At 52.8% G+C, this 16,541-nt stretch carries 16 protein-coding genes; 5 read left to right on the forward strand and 11 right to left on the reverse strand.

Annotation, left to right across the window (positions count from 1 at the left end; translation table 11 throughout):
* Positions 1–3 precede the first annotated feature (3 nt).
* Both ACN085_RS00255 and ACN085_RS00260 read right to left on the reverse strand, forming a co-directional pair.
* Positions 4–681: a hypothetical protein gene (locus ACN085_RS00255; protein WP_419110222.1), complete on the reverse strand. Its 678-nt coding sequence runs from the start codon at positions 679–681 to the stop codon at positions 4–6.
* A 624-nt stretch (positions 682–1,305) separates the two neighbouring features.
* Positions 1,306–2,580 carry a Y-family DNA polymerase gene (locus ACN085_RS00260; protein WP_419110223.1) on the reverse strand — a complete coding sequence of 425 codons (1,275 nt, stop codon included), beginning with the start codon at positions 2,578–2,580 and terminating at the stop codon, positions 1,306–1,308.
* Between the two features lie 286 nt (positions 2,581–2,866).
* On the opposite strand from ACN085_RS00260, the gene ACN085_RS00265 reads away from it, so the two are divergent.
* Positions 2,867–3,304: a hypothetical protein gene (locus tag ACN085_RS00265; RefSeq protein ID WP_419110224.1), complete on the forward strand. Its 438-nt coding sequence runs from the start codon at positions 2,867–2,869 to the stop codon at positions 3,302–3,304.
* Between the two features lie 2 nt (positions 3,305–3,306).
* On the forward strand, positions 3,307–3,894 hold the full coding sequence (locus tag ACN085_RS00270; RefSeq protein WP_419110225.1) for a recombinase family protein: 588 nt from the start codon (positions 3,307–3,309) through the stop codon (positions 3,892–3,894).
* Between the two features lie 725 nt (positions 3,895–4,619).
* Here ACN085_RS00270 and ACN085_RS00275 read toward each other — a convergent pair.
* From ACN085_RS00275 to ACN085_RS00305, 7 genes are all read right to left on the reverse strand, one after another.
* Positions 4,620–6,020 carry a hypothetical protein gene (locus tag ACN085_RS00275; protein WP_419110226.1) on the reverse strand — a complete coding sequence of 467 codons (1,401 nt, stop codon included), beginning with the start codon at positions 6,018–6,020 and terminating at the stop codon, positions 4,620–4,622.
* Between the two features lie 42 nt (positions 6,021–6,062).
* Entirely contained in the window at positions 6,063–7,895 is a 1,833-nt protein-coding gene (locus tag ACN085_RS00280; RefSeq protein WP_419110227.1) for a hypothetical protein, read from the reverse strand.
* Positions 7,896–8,064: 169 nt separating this feature from the next.
* Entirely contained in the window at positions 8,065–8,553 is a 489-nt protein-coding gene (locus ACN085_RS00285) for a hypothetical protein (RefSeq protein WP_419110228.1), read from the reverse strand.
* Between the two features lie 35 nt (positions 8,554–8,588).
* Entirely contained in the window at positions 8,589–9,419 is an 831-nt protein-coding gene (locus ACN085_RS00290; protein WP_419110229.1) for a tyrosine-type recombinase/integrase, read from the reverse strand.
* Positions 9,420–10,318: 899 nt separating this feature from the next.
* The gene (locus tag ACN085_RS00295; RefSeq protein ID WP_419110230.1) at positions 10,319–10,591 is read right to left on the reverse strand and encodes a type II toxin-antitoxin system RelE family toxin; all 273 of its coding nucleotides are present in this window, start codon (positions 10,589–10,591) and stop codon (positions 10,319–10,321) included.
* A gap of 3 nt (positions 10,592–10,594) precedes the next feature.
* Positions 10,595–10,840: a ribbon-helix-helix protein, CopG family gene (locus ACN085_RS00300; protein ID WP_419110231.1), complete on the reverse strand. Its 246-nt coding sequence runs from the start codon at positions 10,838–10,840 to the stop codon at positions 10,595–10,597.
* Between the two features lie 702 nt (positions 10,841–11,542).
* Positions 11,543–12,139 (reverse strand): class I SAM-dependent methyltransferase, encoded by a 597-nt coding sequence (locus ACN085_RS00305; RefSeq protein WP_419110232.1) that lies wholly within the window; start codon positions 12,137–12,139, stop codon positions 11,543–11,545.
* A 244-nt stretch (positions 12,140–12,383) separates the two neighbouring features.
* Between ACN085_RS00305 and ACN085_RS00310 the strand changes: the two genes are divergently transcribed.
* Together ACN085_RS00310 and ACN085_RS00315 are read left to right on the forward strand one after the other, a co-directional pair.
* Positions 12,384–12,812, forward strand: a complete 429-nt coding sequence (locus tag ACN085_RS00310) for a LexA family protein (RefSeq protein ID WP_419110233.1) — start codon at positions 12,384–12,386, stop codon at positions 12,810–12,812.
* A complete protein-coding gene (locus tag ACN085_RS00315) occupies positions 12,805–14,082 on the forward strand; it encodes a Y-family DNA polymerase (RefSeq protein WP_419110234.1) in 1,278 nt (425 codons plus the stop codon). Before ACN085_RS00310 ends, ACN085_RS00315 begins: the two co-directional genes overlap by 8 nt.
* A gap of 75 nt (positions 14,083–14,157) precedes the next feature.
* Here ACN085_RS00315 and ACN085_RS00320 read toward each other — a convergent pair whose 3' ends face one another.
* Complete coding sequence (locus tag ACN085_RS00320) at positions 14,158–14,580, reverse strand: hypothetical protein (protein ID WP_419104613.1); 423 nt, start codon at positions 14,578–14,580, stop codon at positions 14,158–14,160.
* Between the two features lie 381 nt (positions 14,581–14,961).
* Here ACN085_RS00320 and udk point away from each other — a divergent pair, with 381 nt between their 5' ends.
* On the forward strand, positions 14,962–15,579 hold the full coding sequence (udk, locus tag ACN085_RS00325) for a uridine kinase (RefSeq protein ID WP_419100558.1): 618 nt from the start codon (positions 14,962–14,964) through the stop codon (positions 15,577–15,579).
* Positions 15,580–15,700: 121 nt separating this feature from the next.
* Here udk and ACN085_RS00330 read toward each other — a convergent pair whose 3' ends face one another.
* Complete coding sequence (locus ACN085_RS00330) at positions 15,701–16,414, reverse strand: PspA/IM30 family protein (protein WP_419104612.1); 714 nt, start codon at positions 16,412–16,414, stop codon at positions 15,701–15,703.
* Positions 16,415–16,541: the final 127 nt, after the last annotated feature.

The raw sequence follows: 16,541 nt of genomic DNA on the forward strand, positions 1-16,541 counted from the left end.
CTTTTATTTCCTTCGGGGGCGCTGGGGTGGATGAGCTTTGAGCTGCTGGTAACGGCTGTGCCGTTCGTAATCCTCTTGGCTCCAGGTCGATTGCTCGGTTGCCCGGTAGTAGTAAGGGGCGTAGAAAAGAAGGTCGCGTGCAACGACTGAGAGTCGTTGTGCTTGGGTAAACCAACGCTCAAAGAGCGTGCCGTAGCTTGCTCGTAATTTGCGTGCATATCGCTCTGCACCTTTGGAGTCTTCCTGCGCTTGCTCTAATTGCTGCCCGACTGCATGGAGCTTAGCGAGCTCGTTCGCGAGTTGCTCATTGTCCTGTCGCAGTTGCTCATTTTCTTCTTGCGCCAGTTGGTACGCTTTCGCAATCTGAGTTGCAGATGCATTTTCAAGTGCTTGCAGGGCGGTTTTTGCAGATTGCAGTTGCGATTTGAGTGCATGGTTCTTTGCATGAGCTTTTGCAAGTTGCTTTTGCGCTCTACTGGTTTCCTTGCGTGCATCTGCAAGTTGCTGGGTGAGCGTTAGAAGTTCGGCTGCAGTTGCTGGTAAGTCTGCAATGGGCTTCCCATGTTGTCTACGCCATGTTGCTCGGTTGCGGCAGGTAGCGTTGCAGAACTTACGTTTCTTGGCGCTTCCTAAAGGTAGTTCTGCCCCGCATACAAGGCAGAATTTGAGGGTCCTAGTCATGCCGTGTATTCGGCTTGAGGGGAGCTAGCGTAAAACAGAATCGCTGAGCCAACTCAGCGGTAGTGCATTTCAATGCCAGAGGTGTGTAGGATTTTTTGGCTGGTTTTTGGTGTGGGGTTTTTCTGCTGTGCTTGGGGTCTTTGGGCTTGTGTGGTTGGTTTATCTTGTGGTTGCTGGCGGGCCTTTGGTCTGGGTGTTCTTTGTGATTGTTAGTGGTTGTTTCATGAGGTGCTGGTTGGCGCGTTGTCGCGTGAGCGTTGTGCAGTTTTACTTGCTGGCCGTTGTTGCTTGCAAGGGGACTTACCTGCACTGTGCAATGGGGTTATATTTGCAAGTTTGCAATGTGCAGCTGCAGCTTGCTTCAGCTATTGCTTGCAGATCTTGCCATTCCACTGGGTAAATGCATTGCGAGGAGTTTCGTACTTCTTTCCATGTGCAAAAACTCTTCTTTGCAATTTCTTCTTGACCACTCGCTCCCTTCCGGTGCCAGAGTGGGATGTTGCGCAAGCAATGTGCAATGGGGGAGTCTTGCAATCTGCAACAGCTGCTCGCGCATGCAAAAGGGGTCTGGCTGCACTTGCAACCAGACCCTGCACTCATACGGATTTAGGCTTCTTTAATTTGTCATATCCTTGCCAGAGCCAACTCGCCCCAGTGTGTAGTGCCCCTGGGAGATAACATTGCCCTCTTCATCTCCCATTCACTGGGTACCGCCAGCCCCGCAACTCCCAGACCAATAGCTCCGGCACCACAGCGCTCCTGAACTTCAGCCAGTAACCCTGCAATGTTCCTGGCCTCATGCCGATACCGCAACCCATCCAAGGGGATATGCACATCAGCAGGCACTAAGTCCGTAAGCATAACACCGGCACGCACATAGGAAACTCGTGCAAAATCAACCTTATCCAGAAGCATGGCCGCGGCCTTGGTAAGTAGCAGGGGGTCAGCAGTCTTGCCCGGCAACTTTACTTGAACGGAGGGGTAGTGGCTTTGCGCGTTGCTGAAAGGAGAGGTCCCGCAAAAGGCGGTCAGTAACCCTGCCAACTGATTACTGCGGTAGAGCCTTGAAGCTGCGCGCTGGGCATACACACTAAGCACCTGACGCAAATCCTCCCGATTCTCTACTGGAGCGGAGAACGCACGGGAGTAAATCAGCTGTTCTTTGAACGCCCGCTCTTCCTCTAAGACCATAGCCTTAGTCCCGTTGAGTTCTAGGGCAGTCCGCATCAGAACCACGCTGAACTTCTTGCGAATAATGTGGGGCGGGGCCGCCGCAAGCTGGGCAATTGAGCTAATGCCCATTTTTTCTAGCTTGGCTGTGGTCCGCGATCCGACACCCCATATTTCACTGACCGGCAGAGAGCTAAAGAGCGCATGTTTCCGCTCTTCTGGCAGGTCTTCCCAAACACAAACTCCATTGAGCGCCGGAACTTTCTTAGCTGTCTTGTTGGACAGCTTGGCCAGGGTCTTGGTGCTAGCTACTCCAACACAGACCGGCACACCTACCCGCCGTGCTAAAAGCCCCTTTAGCTTCAGAGCGAAGGCTCTAGCTTGCTGGGCCGGGAGGGGGACTTCTAGGAACGCTTCGTCAATGGAATACTGCTCAAATACTGCAGCGTGTTCTTGGAGTACGGCCATGACCCGCTGAGATATATCGCCGTAGAGCTCATAGTTTGAAGACCGGGCTATCACACCTTGCGCTCTGGCTCTTGCTTCTACTTTGAACCAAGGGTCACCCATCGTATAGCCCAGGGCTTTGGCTTCCGCTGATAACGCGATGATGCAGCCATCATTATTCGATAGCACCACCACGGGCTTTCCAACCAGTCCGGGGTCTAGGATGCGTTCACAAGAGACATAGCAGGAGTTGATGTCCACATGGAATATTAGGCTAGCCATGTTTGAGTGAGGGATCATGCTGGTATCTTGAGGTGCGTTCTTTCATGGAACACATGATAGTACAAACATTCTACTTATATTAGAAAGTATGTACTAATCCGGGTGGGTGGCGGCGCGACCAGCCTTTTGTATCAAAAACCCCTTGTGCAACTGTTTTGAGACGCGCTAGTTTTGACACAGGGTTTTGATACTATTCAAGGCCCCTAGGAAAAGGGTTCGGGTGCTGCTACTGTTGCTGTATCAGAAACCTTCGTTTTAGAAACAACTCCCAGGAAGGCTGAAACTTATGATGAATTTAAAAGATGTAAGAAAACTTTCTAAAATAGGAGCCTGGATAACGATTGGGCTGACACTAACTTTTGTTCTGATTCTTTGGGGCCGTGCGTCAGATGGACTGGTGGATGGCCTTCTGTTACAGGCTCTCGGGGCACTTCTTGGAATCCCGTTGGGTATGGTGCTGATCTCATCGTGGCTTATTTTGCGTAGTAAAACACCGGAATATCACTTCAGATTTAACCGTGGGGCCATTGTGAGCTGCTATGCCTTTTCCAGTTTTCTTATCGCCTTATTGTTAGGAAACCCGAAGCGACCACTTAGTGGCGATGTTAGGGAAATTATTATTATCATCATATTTCTTGCGCTCATTCTTTCCCCACAGTACTGTATTAGCTTCTACTACGGGAATAAGGTCGCTCCGAACGAACAAGATGAGGTGGAAAGCTAGTCGTGAAGCTAGGCTATATCCGCGTTTCCACACCTGGCCAAGTAGAATCTGTCCGCAGTCAACAACAGCAACTACAGCAGTACGGGTGTGAAAAAATTTTCACCGATATAGCTTCTGGTGCGCAGACTGCTCGCCCTGCCTTTCGGGAGATACTAAGTTACGCCCGCAAAAAAGATTCCATAGTGGTTACACGGTTGGATAGGTTAGGGCGTTCCACTGTCGATACGCTCAAAACCGTCCAAGAGCTCGATCAGCGCGGAATTACTATCCGAGCACTGGATACTAGCCTCGATACCAGCACTCCGCAGGGGAGGTTGGTTCTTAGTGTCCTAGCTTCCCTAGCTCAGTGGGAACGTGAACTGCTGGTAGAACGCACTAAAGATGGCTTGGCTCACGCCAGGGCTCAGGGACGCGTAGGCGGTCGTAAACCTGCTCTCGACCCGGAGCAACAGCAAGCTGCTTTAAGCTCATTAGCCTCCGGTATGAGTGAAAATCAGGTGGCTAAAGCCTTCGGTGTTTCAAGAGCAACGATTTCTAGGCTTAAAGCAAAGAACAAAGCTATGGGCAGCAGCCAGACTATCGATTACTAGGTGATAACTTTAGGCGTTTAATGGTTTCTGGGAGCCAGCCCTTTGAGGTTCCTGAAATAGCATCGTATTCTATCTCCTGTCGGTGCAGAATCAGGAAAGCATGGGCGCGGGATATTCCAAGGTACTCACCTACCATGCGGTAGTTCCAGTAGATAACTGGATCTGTCCCGTCCCAAGGAGTTCTCCAGTTGTAGCGATAGCTCAGTGTGGATTTAGGGCCGAACCTGCTCTTCATCCACTGGTACTGCTCATGCGAGTAGGCTGGGGTCTTCCCAAATCGAGCAACTGGTGGTACAGGGTAACGACGTAGCATCTGTGCTAGTCCATTTGGTCCTTTGTAGCCAAGCATCACGGAGATTTCAGGGATACTCAGATATGTTTGCACTATAAGGAACTCCTGTGGTTTAGGTTACCGCCCTTTAAACAGAGAATATCCTAGCCAATCTTGAAGTCAAAAGTACCTAACCACCAAGGCTAGTACAGAAGAAGCTGAATAGACTGACCGACTTGAACTCTCATCCTAACCCGCTCTTACTGGCCCACGGTCTTTCAAGGCAAGCAAAACCCGGCCCCCTGTCGCGCTCTGCGCGTAAGGAGGGGCCGGGTTTTGTGCGGCAGCGCGGTCCAGCACGGTGCTGGCGCGGGGGTGTGGGGGCGGCGGTAGCCCCCATGAAGAAGCTGCGTCCTGTAGAACCTGCAGGCCGCAGCTAAGTACTTGGGGCTATTTAGTTTTTATTCCGGAAGAGGGCAAAGTACGTACCTGCCAGAAGTAAGAGTGCTGCTAACCCGCCAAGAGCCCATCCCCAGATACCGGAAGACTCTGGCTCTTGAGGATTATTCTGGGTACTTTTGCTTTCCTGAGCTACAACTGTGCTGGGTGTAGGCACTGCTGTTGGTGCCTGACTGAACTCACGACTCTTGGACTTTTCTTCGACCCTCGCTGCTTGTTCCCTTGAGGGAAGCTGAGCTGCTTGCAAACTTTCACTGAACTCCCGAGGGCCGACAGTATCGGTGCTAGGACGTTGAGGTGAAACAAAACTGTCGAGTCCAAGTGCTAACTCTTTGGAATCAGTGCGCGCTTCATGCTCGCTGGGTAGGGCAGCCTGTAGATCTTCTAGCTGCGCATTACTGGTGATGCTCTCACTGGTTGTTCCATCTTCAACTGGTGCTACCTCGACGGTGTGAGGGGTGCGCTGGATCGGTGATGGACTGGGCGAAGGCTGTTCGTTCTGATTGGGTGGCTCAACCGGGCCAGGGTTGATTGGAGTGGGCTGAGACGGTGCGGGGTCGGTAGGTGCAGGTGCCGGTTCAACTGGTTCGGTGGGTGCCGGTTCCGGTTCAACTGGTTCGGTGGGTGCCGGTTCCGGTTCAACTGGTTCGGTGGGTGCCGGTTCAACTGGTTCGGTGGGTGCCGGTTCCGGTTCAACTGGTTCGGTGGGTGCCGGTTCCGGTTCAACTGGTTCGGTGGGTGCCGGTTCCGGTTCCGGTGCGGGGTCGGTAGGCGCAGGTGCCGGTTCAACTGGTTCGGTGGGTGCCGGTTCCGGTTCCGGTGCGGGGTCGGTAGGCGCAGGTGCCGGTTCAACTGGTTCGGTGGGTGCCGTCTCAGCGGCAGCCTTAATCTCTAAATCAGCTTCAGCATCAGCATAACCCTCGGCTACTGCCTTGGCCTTGTACTCACCGGGGGCAACATCTGACAACGTAAAGATGAACTCAACCTCACCACTCTCACCGGCTACCGCTTCGAGGCTGGTACTTTCTTCATCCTCAGCATTTAGGTCAACAGGTTTACCCTCGCTATTAAGAATCTCCAGCTTGACCATCTGCTCCGGTGCATAACCAGCGATTTTCAACGTTACTTCCTCACCTAAAGTAACCTGAATCTTTTCAGCCTTGAACACTGGGGTACTAGGGGCAGGGGAGGGCGACTTTGTCGGTGTAGCAGTGGGGCTTGCAGTAGGCTCAGCGGTGGCACTGGCGGCTACAAATGGTCGCGATGGGAGATCCTGCTGTGCGTTAGCCACGCTCATGCCACCAAAGGTAGAAGCTCCGACAACTATCGGTGCTAAAACTAGAGCGCACCGCACCGTGGAGCGGGTAAAAGCTGATTCGTTCTGTGGATGTTCCATTATGGGGTTTCCTTTATCTGGTCGTTGAATGGCTAGAGGTCTTTAGACTGAGGCAAGTGGGTAGGAGACAATTCGATTGCCTTGTTGCAAGATTGCCTGGGAGGTGGTTTGAGCTAGGAGTACGCTGGTGAGCTCGTATCCGTCGTTATCAGAGTGGAAAATGACAGTATGCCCTTGCTCATCAGTTGAGAGAGTGAAGTTTCCCTTGATTTTTTCGGCCTTCAGCCCCTTGGGAAGGGCTGTGACCTGTTGGCCGGTTTTTTCGTCGATAACGTAAGGGCCAAAGCCACCGTAGAGGTCTGATTCACCGTCTACCCAGGTCATCCCCGCTACAGCTTCGAGTTTGGTTTCGTAGCTAGTGGTGATACTGCCGTCATGTAGCGAGTGGATAGCTACGGTCACATCTTCATCGCAACCGCTTTTATCTGTTGAGTCGCATGTTGCCTCTGGGTTTAGTGCCCAGATAGTGACGGTTATGTTCTCATCGGCGTGCTCCCAAGAATGAATGGATTGGCCCTCTGTGGGGACTTGGAGGGTTGTTTCAGATGTAGCTTTGCCGTCCTGGCCTAGGGTGTAGACCGTTGGGCTAAAGTTGCCTGCAACGATGCTGTTTTCTGTAGCTGCCATTGCTGATAGGTCAGCTGGGACGGTGTATTTTTTGAGGCCGTCTTTGGTGAGAACTTGGGTTTGTGAGGGCGTGGTTACTAACAAGTTCCCACCTGAACCGGAGAGCGCGGTATCACTGGTTATGTCTACGGTTAGCAGGTCTTTGTCTACCCCTGTTGATGGTGTCCATGCCTGAAGAGTATTCCCTGTTCGCCAGACAACGGCTGTTTCTTCTCCGAGAGCGACTTCTCCAAAGGTTGTGATTGGGCTGTCTAATGAGATGTCGCGAATCTTTTCGCCGGTGTCACTGTTGTAGAGGGATAGGGTTTCCTTACCGATGAGAGCTGTAGCGGTGCGCGTTGCTTTGACCTGTGCGTCTTCGGGGATGTTGATGGACCAGAGTGGAGTTTCTGCGTAGCCTACTGGAACTGATACTGAGGTATCGGTGAGTTTGACGGTGGCGGTGGTATCGTGCGCGGACAGCAGTGGGGCTGTTAGCCCAAAGGCCGCCAATCCGATTAAGGCTACAGCGCCACCGGCTATAAATTTATTACGGGTAGGCATAAGGATTGCTGGGGTCTCAATGGTTTTGATGTAGCCAGTAAGGTTTTCCAGTAGGGGAGTTTTCTGTGGTTCGCTAGTTTGATCGGTATCTTCGAAGAGGAAGACTGCTGGGGCTGGTTCCTCGTTAGGTTCTGCTGTCCCATTTGGGACAGCAGAAGGTTCACCATCGTTCTCCGTGTGCTTTTTATGAGTTTCTGAGTCAGGTTTATTCAGATCGGCTGCCAGAAGGGTATCCTCTAGCTCAGTTTGAGATAGCTCGGTCACAGAACCGCTAGTTATACCGTCTGGGCTGAATGTATGTGGAAATTCGGTGTCGGGTCTGGTTCCAGTGATATTAACAAGGATTGAAGCGCGGCAAATATCGGCTACTAGTTGGATGTGTTTCTGCGCGGCAGTGAGAGTAGGGAAAGTGATCAGGGACTGGCCGGCAGCGTTCTGGATGGCCCATTGATTGAGAATTACATTTGCTTGAGGATTACCGACAGCTCCCTGTATTTGCTCGGCCTGGTTGATGGAGTTCACCGCATGCTCAGTGCTATCACTGTCGCAGATAGTGAAATTAATGAGGCGGCGGCGGATTGCTGCTTGTTGTGAGAGTAATTTGAGGGCTTTGTCCCAGGTAGGGGTGGAGATGGTGACTCCGTCGATTTTGACGGTTAGCGAGGTGGGCGAGAGTTGAAGCTGAGCGTTGTCTGTCTCGGTCATGAGGTTCGTTTTGCTCTCTGGTCGTTGAATTCTTCTTGTCCTGGGTTATTCTGGGGGGTTTATAGGGGTGTAAATCAGCGGGGGATTAGGTGTTCTAAAACGACGCAGCGGTGAGCCGTTCCGTTTGGGAGGGACTCACCGCTGCTGAAATGTTTCAGTGTGTGTTTCCTTAGAAGGGGTTTTCGTTGACGCCTTCTTGGTTGCTGGGGTCTGTGCGGAAGGAATCGAACATCTCTAGGAGCTCGTCAGGTGCCGTGTCCTTGTTGTCCATCCACCAGCCTGCGTGTGAGAACCGGCGGGCGGGTTCAAGAATACGATTTTCGAACTCGTCGTCGTTGAACGGTGGCTCTTCACCGCGTAAGAAATGCTCGATGGCCTGGACTAGCAGGCGGTCGCGTACTAACAGCCCGTAGTGCTGTTGCCGTTCGGTGCCTTCGAGGTCTTGGAGTTCGAACTTCTGCATGTTGCTGGTTGCGACTTCTAGACGTTTGGCTTCGATTTCTGCCTGGTTGTTTTTGATGAAGCATTTGTGACAGGATCCTTTTTTCGAGAGCCAGGATGCATAGGATTTGCGGTTATGAGCTGGCTGATCGGAGAGGTCGCGTGTTTCTGTGTGACCGCAGGATAGTTTGATTTTGTATTCGGTTGCTACTGCCATGTCAGCAGGTCCTTTCATGCGGGGCAGCGTTGTTTTTAGGTATTCGAGGGTAGGTTTTCTTGTGTAAATCGGTGGAGCGCTGAGATGGCAGCGGTGAGTTGTTCATCTTCTACTCCGATATAGGACTGAGTTGTGGCTACATCCGCGTGTCCTAGGAGTTCTTGAACGGCACGTATGTCCTTGCACCGGGCATAGGTGGTGGTTGCGAACCAGTGGCGTAGCTGATGAGTTGAGAAGTCGCCTTCTAGAAGTCGAGAGATGTTCTTTCCGATGTTGTCTGGGTGCCGGTGGCCGGTGAACCTGCCGGGGAAATAGTAGCCGGCACTTTTGAGCTCTAGGTAGGGTTTGAGTACGGGGTGAGCGGGGATATGGCGCATGACCTGTCCCTTGCCTCTGATGGTGAGCCAGCCGTTTACATAGTCGTTGGTATGCAGTTTGGCTATCTCGAAACGGCGCAGCCCTGCATAGGCGGCCAGCAGGATCATGAAGATTTCTTCGGCGGCGGCAGCTCGTGCCAGTCCGCCTGTGAGCACCTGGTCTGGGATTGGGCGGGCTTTGCCCCTAGGGACCTTAACCGAGAGTAAGAGCTTGGTGGGGTTATCTGGGCGGGTGCCTGTGATTTCTAGGTAGTGAAAGAAGCGTCTAGCTGTGGCTAGGGCGCTTTTCTTTGATGCAGGCTTCCATCGGGGGTTTGCTATCCATTCCGAGAGCTCGGTATGGGTTATGGATAGGGGAGTATGGGCTGGGTACGTTCGGGCTAGTAGTTGCAGCCAGCGGGTGCGGGTTGTGATAGTTGACGGTTGGCGGCCTGCCGCCAAAAGCCAGTTAGTGAAGTAGCTGATATGGGGTGCCCATTCAGAATCCATGTTTGTATTTCCTTGGTCTACAAGTCGTATATTCGGACGTAGACCCAGGGATGTGTCCATGAGGTTCTGCACGATTTGATGGGCTTATATCAGCTTTTAGTGAGGTCGATTCTATAGGTTCGGCGAATCCAGGAAAGCGTATTACGTGCCCACCTGTAATCTGAGGGAGATGATGCGAACCGTACGGCGGGTTTGTCTTGGTGCGCTGGGTGGGTTGCTTTGTAATGCCCACCTTTGGTTTTCGTAACGGCGAAGCCATTCTGGGCGAGAAATGCGGCCATCTCTCGCCCATTGGCTAGTGCTGGCAATCGGTGCATTTCCCTGCCTACAGGTATGGCGTGCTGTTAGTGGCAGCAGTGTAAAATCTTTTCAGAAGCAAGGTTGCTTGCAGGACGCAGGCATAGATTGGGGCCTGTAATCCGGAGGTCACAGGTTCAAATCCTGTCCCCGCAACCAAGACGAAAAGCGTCTCACGAAAAGTGAGGCGCTTTTCTTTTTGTCCTGTATCGCGGATTATCCACAAGGTGGTTTGCCTGCACCGTGTCTGACCTCTTTTTCAATATAGAGATCAAGGCTTGCTACGTCTTCTGCGAACGCTGCTCGACCCTTCGCTTTGTAGCATCGGAGTCTTCCTGCGCTTGCTCTAATTGCTGCTGGATTGCATAGAGTTAAGCGAGCTTGTTCGCTAGTTGCTGGGTGAGCTGGGTGTGGTGTTGGGGGTAGCCCTAAGCGAGAAGTTTGAGCCACCGCGTGCGGGTGTTTACAGTGGATTGTTGGCGTCCTGCCGCTAGGAGCCAGTTATTAAAAGTGGTGATACAAGCAGTCCATGTAGTCACCTTGTGACCTTTCTACAGATTAGATTTTCTGTAGGAGGTGACTAATGCTGTGAATACCCGGACTTAGCGGTAAATTTTGGAGCGATGTCCAGCGTTAAGGGCGAGGATAATAAGCTCACCTTGGTCAAGGTCAAGGATGACCCTGTAGTTACCCACGCGGTACCTCCATAGGCCTGTGAATTCCCCGGTAAGTGCTTTGCAATGAGCTTGTGGTGTGGGTGATTCTGCAAGCCGGTCGAGCGCGTCCATAATTCTACGAGTGGTTGGCTTATCGAGTTTTTTGAGCGCTTTGATGCAGTCTGGGTCGTAGATAAGGCTCCATGAGGAGGCTTGCATAAATTAGAGTCCCAGTTCTTTTCGTGCTTCTTCTGCTGTGTAGGCGCGGCGTTCTCCGGTTTTGATTGCCTTTACCTTGGCGTGAAGTTCTGCGGCGTATTCCGCGTCTGCGATGTGTTCTTCGATGAGGGTGCGTGCACAGTAAGCCACGGAGCGGTCAGAGGCCGCTGCTAGGTTGGTTAGGCGTTCTTTGAGTGATGAGGGAACTCTGATGGTGAGGACGCTATCGGAGATGGTTGGTGTAGTCATGTATTCATTGTATGACATTTACGATAGTGTGAATACTGGTAGCTTGAGTCATAACTCTTTGTATGTTTGGGGCGTTGTTCATAGAAAGAAGAATGCAGATGGGGTTTAACTGGAGAGATCCGTTAGGAATTGTCGCTCGGCGCCAACGGCGGAAGGCCGAGTTTGAGCAACACGTGGGGTATGCCCGTCAGCACAACCTGATGGTTCTTCGGGTAGATTAGGGTGTATCAAAAAGCTCGAAAAGGCCAGAAAGCTGTAGGTATTCATCTTGATAGGGGCTACTGCGATATTTGGTTTTCTGGTCTGTGGCCACCTCCCCAGAAGGTATATATCGTAAGAGGTTTTTGGAACGATACCGGGACTAGCTTTAAAGACTGGCATCATCACGCACCTCGTTTTCTGCGCGTGAATCATATCGAGTACGAGTTTTCTACCAAGGTGTGGGATGCTGCTATGAGAGGATAAAGATCGCTCTTGAGTTGGCTAGCGTGAGGCATGAAGTAGCCTTTGTGTATAGAGCGTTGCGATGGCGGCTCGAATATATACCGGGACTTGTAACCCGGAGGTCACAGGCTCAAATCCTGTCCCCGCAACCAAGACGAAAAGCGTCTCACGAAAAGTGAGGCGCTTTTCTTTTTGTCCTTTATCGCGGGAATCCAGCGGGAGAGGGCCTTTTGGGTTATGAACACCCTCCCTATGCAGTTATTCTTTAGTTGCAATAACTGCCCCGTGCGCCCTTGTGCCTGGGTATACCCGGTGCTCTTGTTTGAGGGTGCTGAACTCGGTTTCTGTCAGTAGGTTGGTGATGAAGCTATCCGGCCAGTACCAGGCTTGAGTTACTGCGTGATCGAATGGCTCCAACGCTTCTCCTCGGAAATAGCCAATGAGTAAGCTACCCTTCTTGGGGAGGGCCCAGTGAATCAGCTTGAGTTCCTTCTTGAGGTCATCAGGGGAACAATGAATCAACGAGTACCAAGCGAGAATTCCCTGGTAGTCCCCTGAACAAGTGTCGGCAATGGTTCCTACTTCAAAATTATCGTGAGGATATTTTGCCGAAGCGAGTTCTATAAACAGGGGAGTAGGGTCTACCCCTAGTACAGTTTTGCCCTGAGCTGCAATATAGTGCGTCCAATGTCCTGGGCCGCACCCTAAATCAAGAATTTTCCCTGAGAAAGATCCACACCATTCCGTGATGAGGTCCCTGTCTGGCTCCTGGGTAGCCCTCATGTCTCCAAGGGCTTTAGCATACTCTTTTGCTCTCATTGAGTAGTCGAAAGTAACTTGATCAAGTGATGCCATGATGTGTCTCCGGGGGTGCTGGGGCGGACTAAAGGTAAGCGCACACCCAGCATGACACAGGGTAGGTAAATCTTGGAATATTCTCTCTAGCTGTCTCTCTGTTTGGTTATGCTCTCTCGACCCACCTTCCAGGAATGATCTGTTCCTGTAGGGCTTATTTAATGCTCCCTGAACAACCCAGCCCAACCTCAATAATTAGTACATATATTCTACAAATATAGAATATATGTACTATTCTAGGGGTATGAAAGTTACCCTCCTTGCTCGGCTTTACGCGAGTAGCCCCCTGCTGGTTCCCAGCCCCGATGTCGCCGTGCCAGCCGGCTTTCCCTCACCCGCCCAGGACTACCGGGCCACCAGCATCGACCTCAACGACATCCTAATTAGGGACCGCGCGGCCACCTATATTTTGCGCGTCACCGGCTCCTCTATGGTCGATGCGGGGATCGCAGACGGTGACGAAATTATCGTGGATCGCTCCCTCGAACCGGTAGAAGGCTCCATCGTCGTAGCCGCTATCGATGGTGAGTTCACCATCAAACGTTTCCACACCGACCGGGCAGGTCGCGGCTGGTTGCTGCCCGAGAACCCCGCCTACCCACCCATCCCTATCCCAGAAGAATCTGACTTCCTGATTTTTGGGGTTGTGACCCGCTGCCTGCACCATGTCTAACCTGATCTTTCATATAGATATCAATACCTGCTACGTCTCCTGCGAACGCCTGCTCGACCCTTCCTTGTTGGGGCGGCCGGTACTGGTGCTCTCCAACAACGACGGCTGTGTCATCTCTCTTTCGGCTGAGGCCAAGGCGCTGGGCTATCTTATGGGAACTCCCTGGTATCAGGTGCAAGAACGCGCAGAAAGCCAAGGAGTCGCTGTACGCTCCTCAAACTATGAGCTTTATGGCGATATCTCCCAACGGGTTATGTCCGTCCTCCAAGAGCACGCAGCCGACTTTGAGCAGTACTCCATTGACGAGGCCTTCCTGACCGCGCCCGTGACCCAAGACCAGGCGCACCATCTGGCACACGCTATCAAAGCGGATTTAACCCGCCGGGTGGGCGTCCCCGTGTGTGTTGGGGTAGCCCCCTCCAAAACGCTGGCTAAGCTGGCCAATAAGACCGCTAAAAAGGTGCCTGCCCTCAACGGTGTGTGCGTCTGGGGTCTGCTGCCTGCTGCGCGCAGGCAGGCCCTTCTGGCTGCTCTGCCGGTCTCCGAAGTATGGGGGGTGGGTAGGCGCACAACGGTGCGGCTCGAGAAGATGGGGGTTGCTTCCATCGCAGATCTTGCACAGTCGCCCCCAGAACTCATCCGCAAACGGTTTAGTGTGGTGCTCATGCGTACGGTCCTGGAACTGAATGGGGTCAAGGCTATCGAGCTTGAGCCGGAACGAGCCTTCAAAGAGCAACTGATTTATTCGCGTTCCTTTTCCACCCCCATAACAACCCGTGACCAGATGCACCAGGTACTCAGTATTTACGCTCAGCGGGGTGCTGAACGCCTGATTGGCCACAGCCAGTTAGCAGGCCTACTCACGGCCTACTGCGGTACAAGCCCCTTTAGGGTGGGTCAGGCTCACTACCCCTCAGTGCAGGTCAAGCTCCCGGGAAAAACCGCTGACCCGCTGGTTCTTACCCGCGCCGCCCTCCGCCTGTTGGAACAGGTAGATACAGGGTATGCCTCCTATGTCCGGGCGGGAATTGTACTCAGTGACCTCGTGCCAGCGGGCCTTAACCTGCCGCTTGAAGGGCTGGCCTATCAGCATGAGGCCCAGGATATCGCCGGCTTAATGAATCGCATACGAGAGCGGTGCGGCCAGGCTGCCGTGGGTCTGGGCCTAGCTGGATTTTCCGCACCCGCAGGCTGGGAAATGAAGCGCGACATGCTCTCACCGCGCGGGACAACTCACTGGGGTGAGTTAGTCCCTGCCAAAATCACCTAAACATGCGGTAGGCACACAACCGGCCCCGCAGGTAAAGGGCGGGGCCGGTTTGAAAATTGCTGTGGGGAAGCCTGGTTAGGCAGCTACTGCCCAGTGTTCTGAGAGCTTTGCAGTCAGCAGGTTGCGCAGAACAGCGACAAAGGGTGCTGGGATACGGCTGAGTCGGTGACCATTAAGGGTGAGAGTATGACCTAGCAACGGGAAATAGCTGAGCTTGGCCTGATCCAGCGTTTGAAGATCAAAAGAAAGGCTCTGCCCGGTCTGGAAAGTGTTGCGGAGCAGAAGTACACGTTCGTTGGTAATCACCATCAGCGTATCGCCCAAGCCACTGTATTTGCCGACAACAAAGTCCACAACAGTCTCACCGCGAACCATACTGTCCGCCATGTGGAGGGCCTTGTGGAATTTCTTGAGCCCACCGTGAGATGAATGACGCTTGACAGCGGAGCTGAGCGAGACGTTTGAGTACCTGTCGGTAACCCAACTTTCAAAATGCATAGCGGGCTTCCTTGTCTGAGGTGTACGTGTTGTTAGTCCTCTAGACACTATACACACATTATGTCCCCTAAAAGGTGGGTTTTTCTTATTTTTTGTCCCCAAAAGCGAGAGTTTGGTCTAGGTCCTGGGTTATTTTGTGGGGTAGGTAGCCGGGGTGGGTGCCATATGTTTTAGGGTGGGGGTGGCTACTGACAAGGAGATATATATTCAGAATTCTTGGTCAGATTCAGCTAAACCAGCGGCAAATGTCTCTTCTTGGCCTGATGAAAGGTCGCGTAAAAATATGATCAAGCGCTTGACTGTACGGTGTGTAGATAGAGGCGGAACCATGCCACAATAGAAGGCGATGGCAACCTCTCACTTCTAGGGCTGGGCAGATTCATGAAACCACTGATTATCGGTATTGCTGGTGGCACCGGTTCGGGTAAAACAACCCTCACCAACTCCTTACTAGAGCGTTTTGACGGCCAAGTAGGGGTAATCTACCACGATAACTACTACAAGAGGAATGACCACCTCACCTACGATGAACGATGCCTGCTGAACTACGATGCACCGGAGGCTTTCGATAACGACCTGCTGGTGCAGCACCTCAAAACACTGCTGACCGGTCAGAGGATTGAGACGCCGGTCTATGACTTTGCTACCCACAACCGCTCCGATGAGACCATGGAAGTAGCTCCCCAGCCTATCCTTATTCTCGAAGGGATCCTGATTTTTGTGGAGCCCGAAATCAGGGAACTGTGCGATATCAAGATTTTTGTGGACACCGATGCCGATGTTCGCATTCTGCGCAGGCTTCGCCGAGATGTCATCGAGCGTGGCCGCACCATCGAATCGGTCGAGAGCCAGTACCTCACCACGGTCAAGCCTATGCATGAGCTCTACGTGGAGCCGTCCAAGAAGCATGTGGACATGATCATTCCAGAGGGCGTGAATATGGTAGCGCTCGATATGCTCTACCACCGGATTACCGGCCAGATCGAATCTGCACCCTAGAACCAGCGGGGGAGGAGCAACCCAGTACCTGACCCGCCCCGAACACCGAGGGGCCCGGCGGCTCGCACACACGCGAACCCACCGGGCCCCTCTGCTTAATAATTCGCTAAGCCAATTAGGCCTACTTGCCTGCCTTGAGGGCAGCCAGACGAGCCTCTAGTTCGGTCTGCTTACCCAAATCTTCAAGGTCATTGAACTGGGCATCAAGTGAGGAAGCCGCCAGTTCCTGCTCACCGCGTACACGAGCTTCTTCGCGGCGAACTTTCTCTTCAAAGCGGGAAATCTCGCTGGTAGGATCCATGACGCTGAAAGACTTGAGCGCGTCATTGACCTGAGTTTGAGCCGCTGCGGACTTCTGACGGGCAGCGAGCTCATCACGCTTACGGGTGATCTCGCTAAGCTTTTCCTTCATCTGGGTCAGACCGGTCTTGAGCTGCTCCACGACCTGGGTCTGAGAGTCAATCTGCGGCTTGATAGAAGAGGCCGTGTTCTCTGCCTGGAGCTGGCGGCCCAGAGCCATCTTGGCCAGATTATCGAACTTATCGGCGTTAACGGTGTCGCCTGCGGCGCGGAACTCATCGGCCTTGTTGGAAGCGGCCAGAGCCTTTGAGCCCCATTCGGCTGCTTCACGGAGGTCTTCGGCGTGGTCCTCTTCCAGCAGGCGCAGGTTGCCGATGGTCTGAGCGACAGCCTGCTCGGCTTCAGCGATATTGTTGCTGTAGTCACGAACCATCTGGTCCAGCATCTTCTGGGGATCTTCAGCCGCATCAATGAGGGAGTTGATGTTTGCTTTGGTGAGCTGGGCGATACGGCTAAAAATGGTTTGCTTGGCCATGGAGTATCTACCTTTCGGTGGAGGGGTAAGCGAGAGCAGGCTTGCTACGCTCTAGTTTCTATTGTGTCAATAACGGTGCCTATTTGGGCCCTGGTGGGTGTGGGTTTTGCTACGTCCTGAGCGAAAA

This window comes from Rothia sp. P4278, assembly GCF_048512945.1.
Lineage (GTDB): Bacteria > Actinomycetota > Actinomycetes > Actinomycetales > Micrococcaceae > Rothia.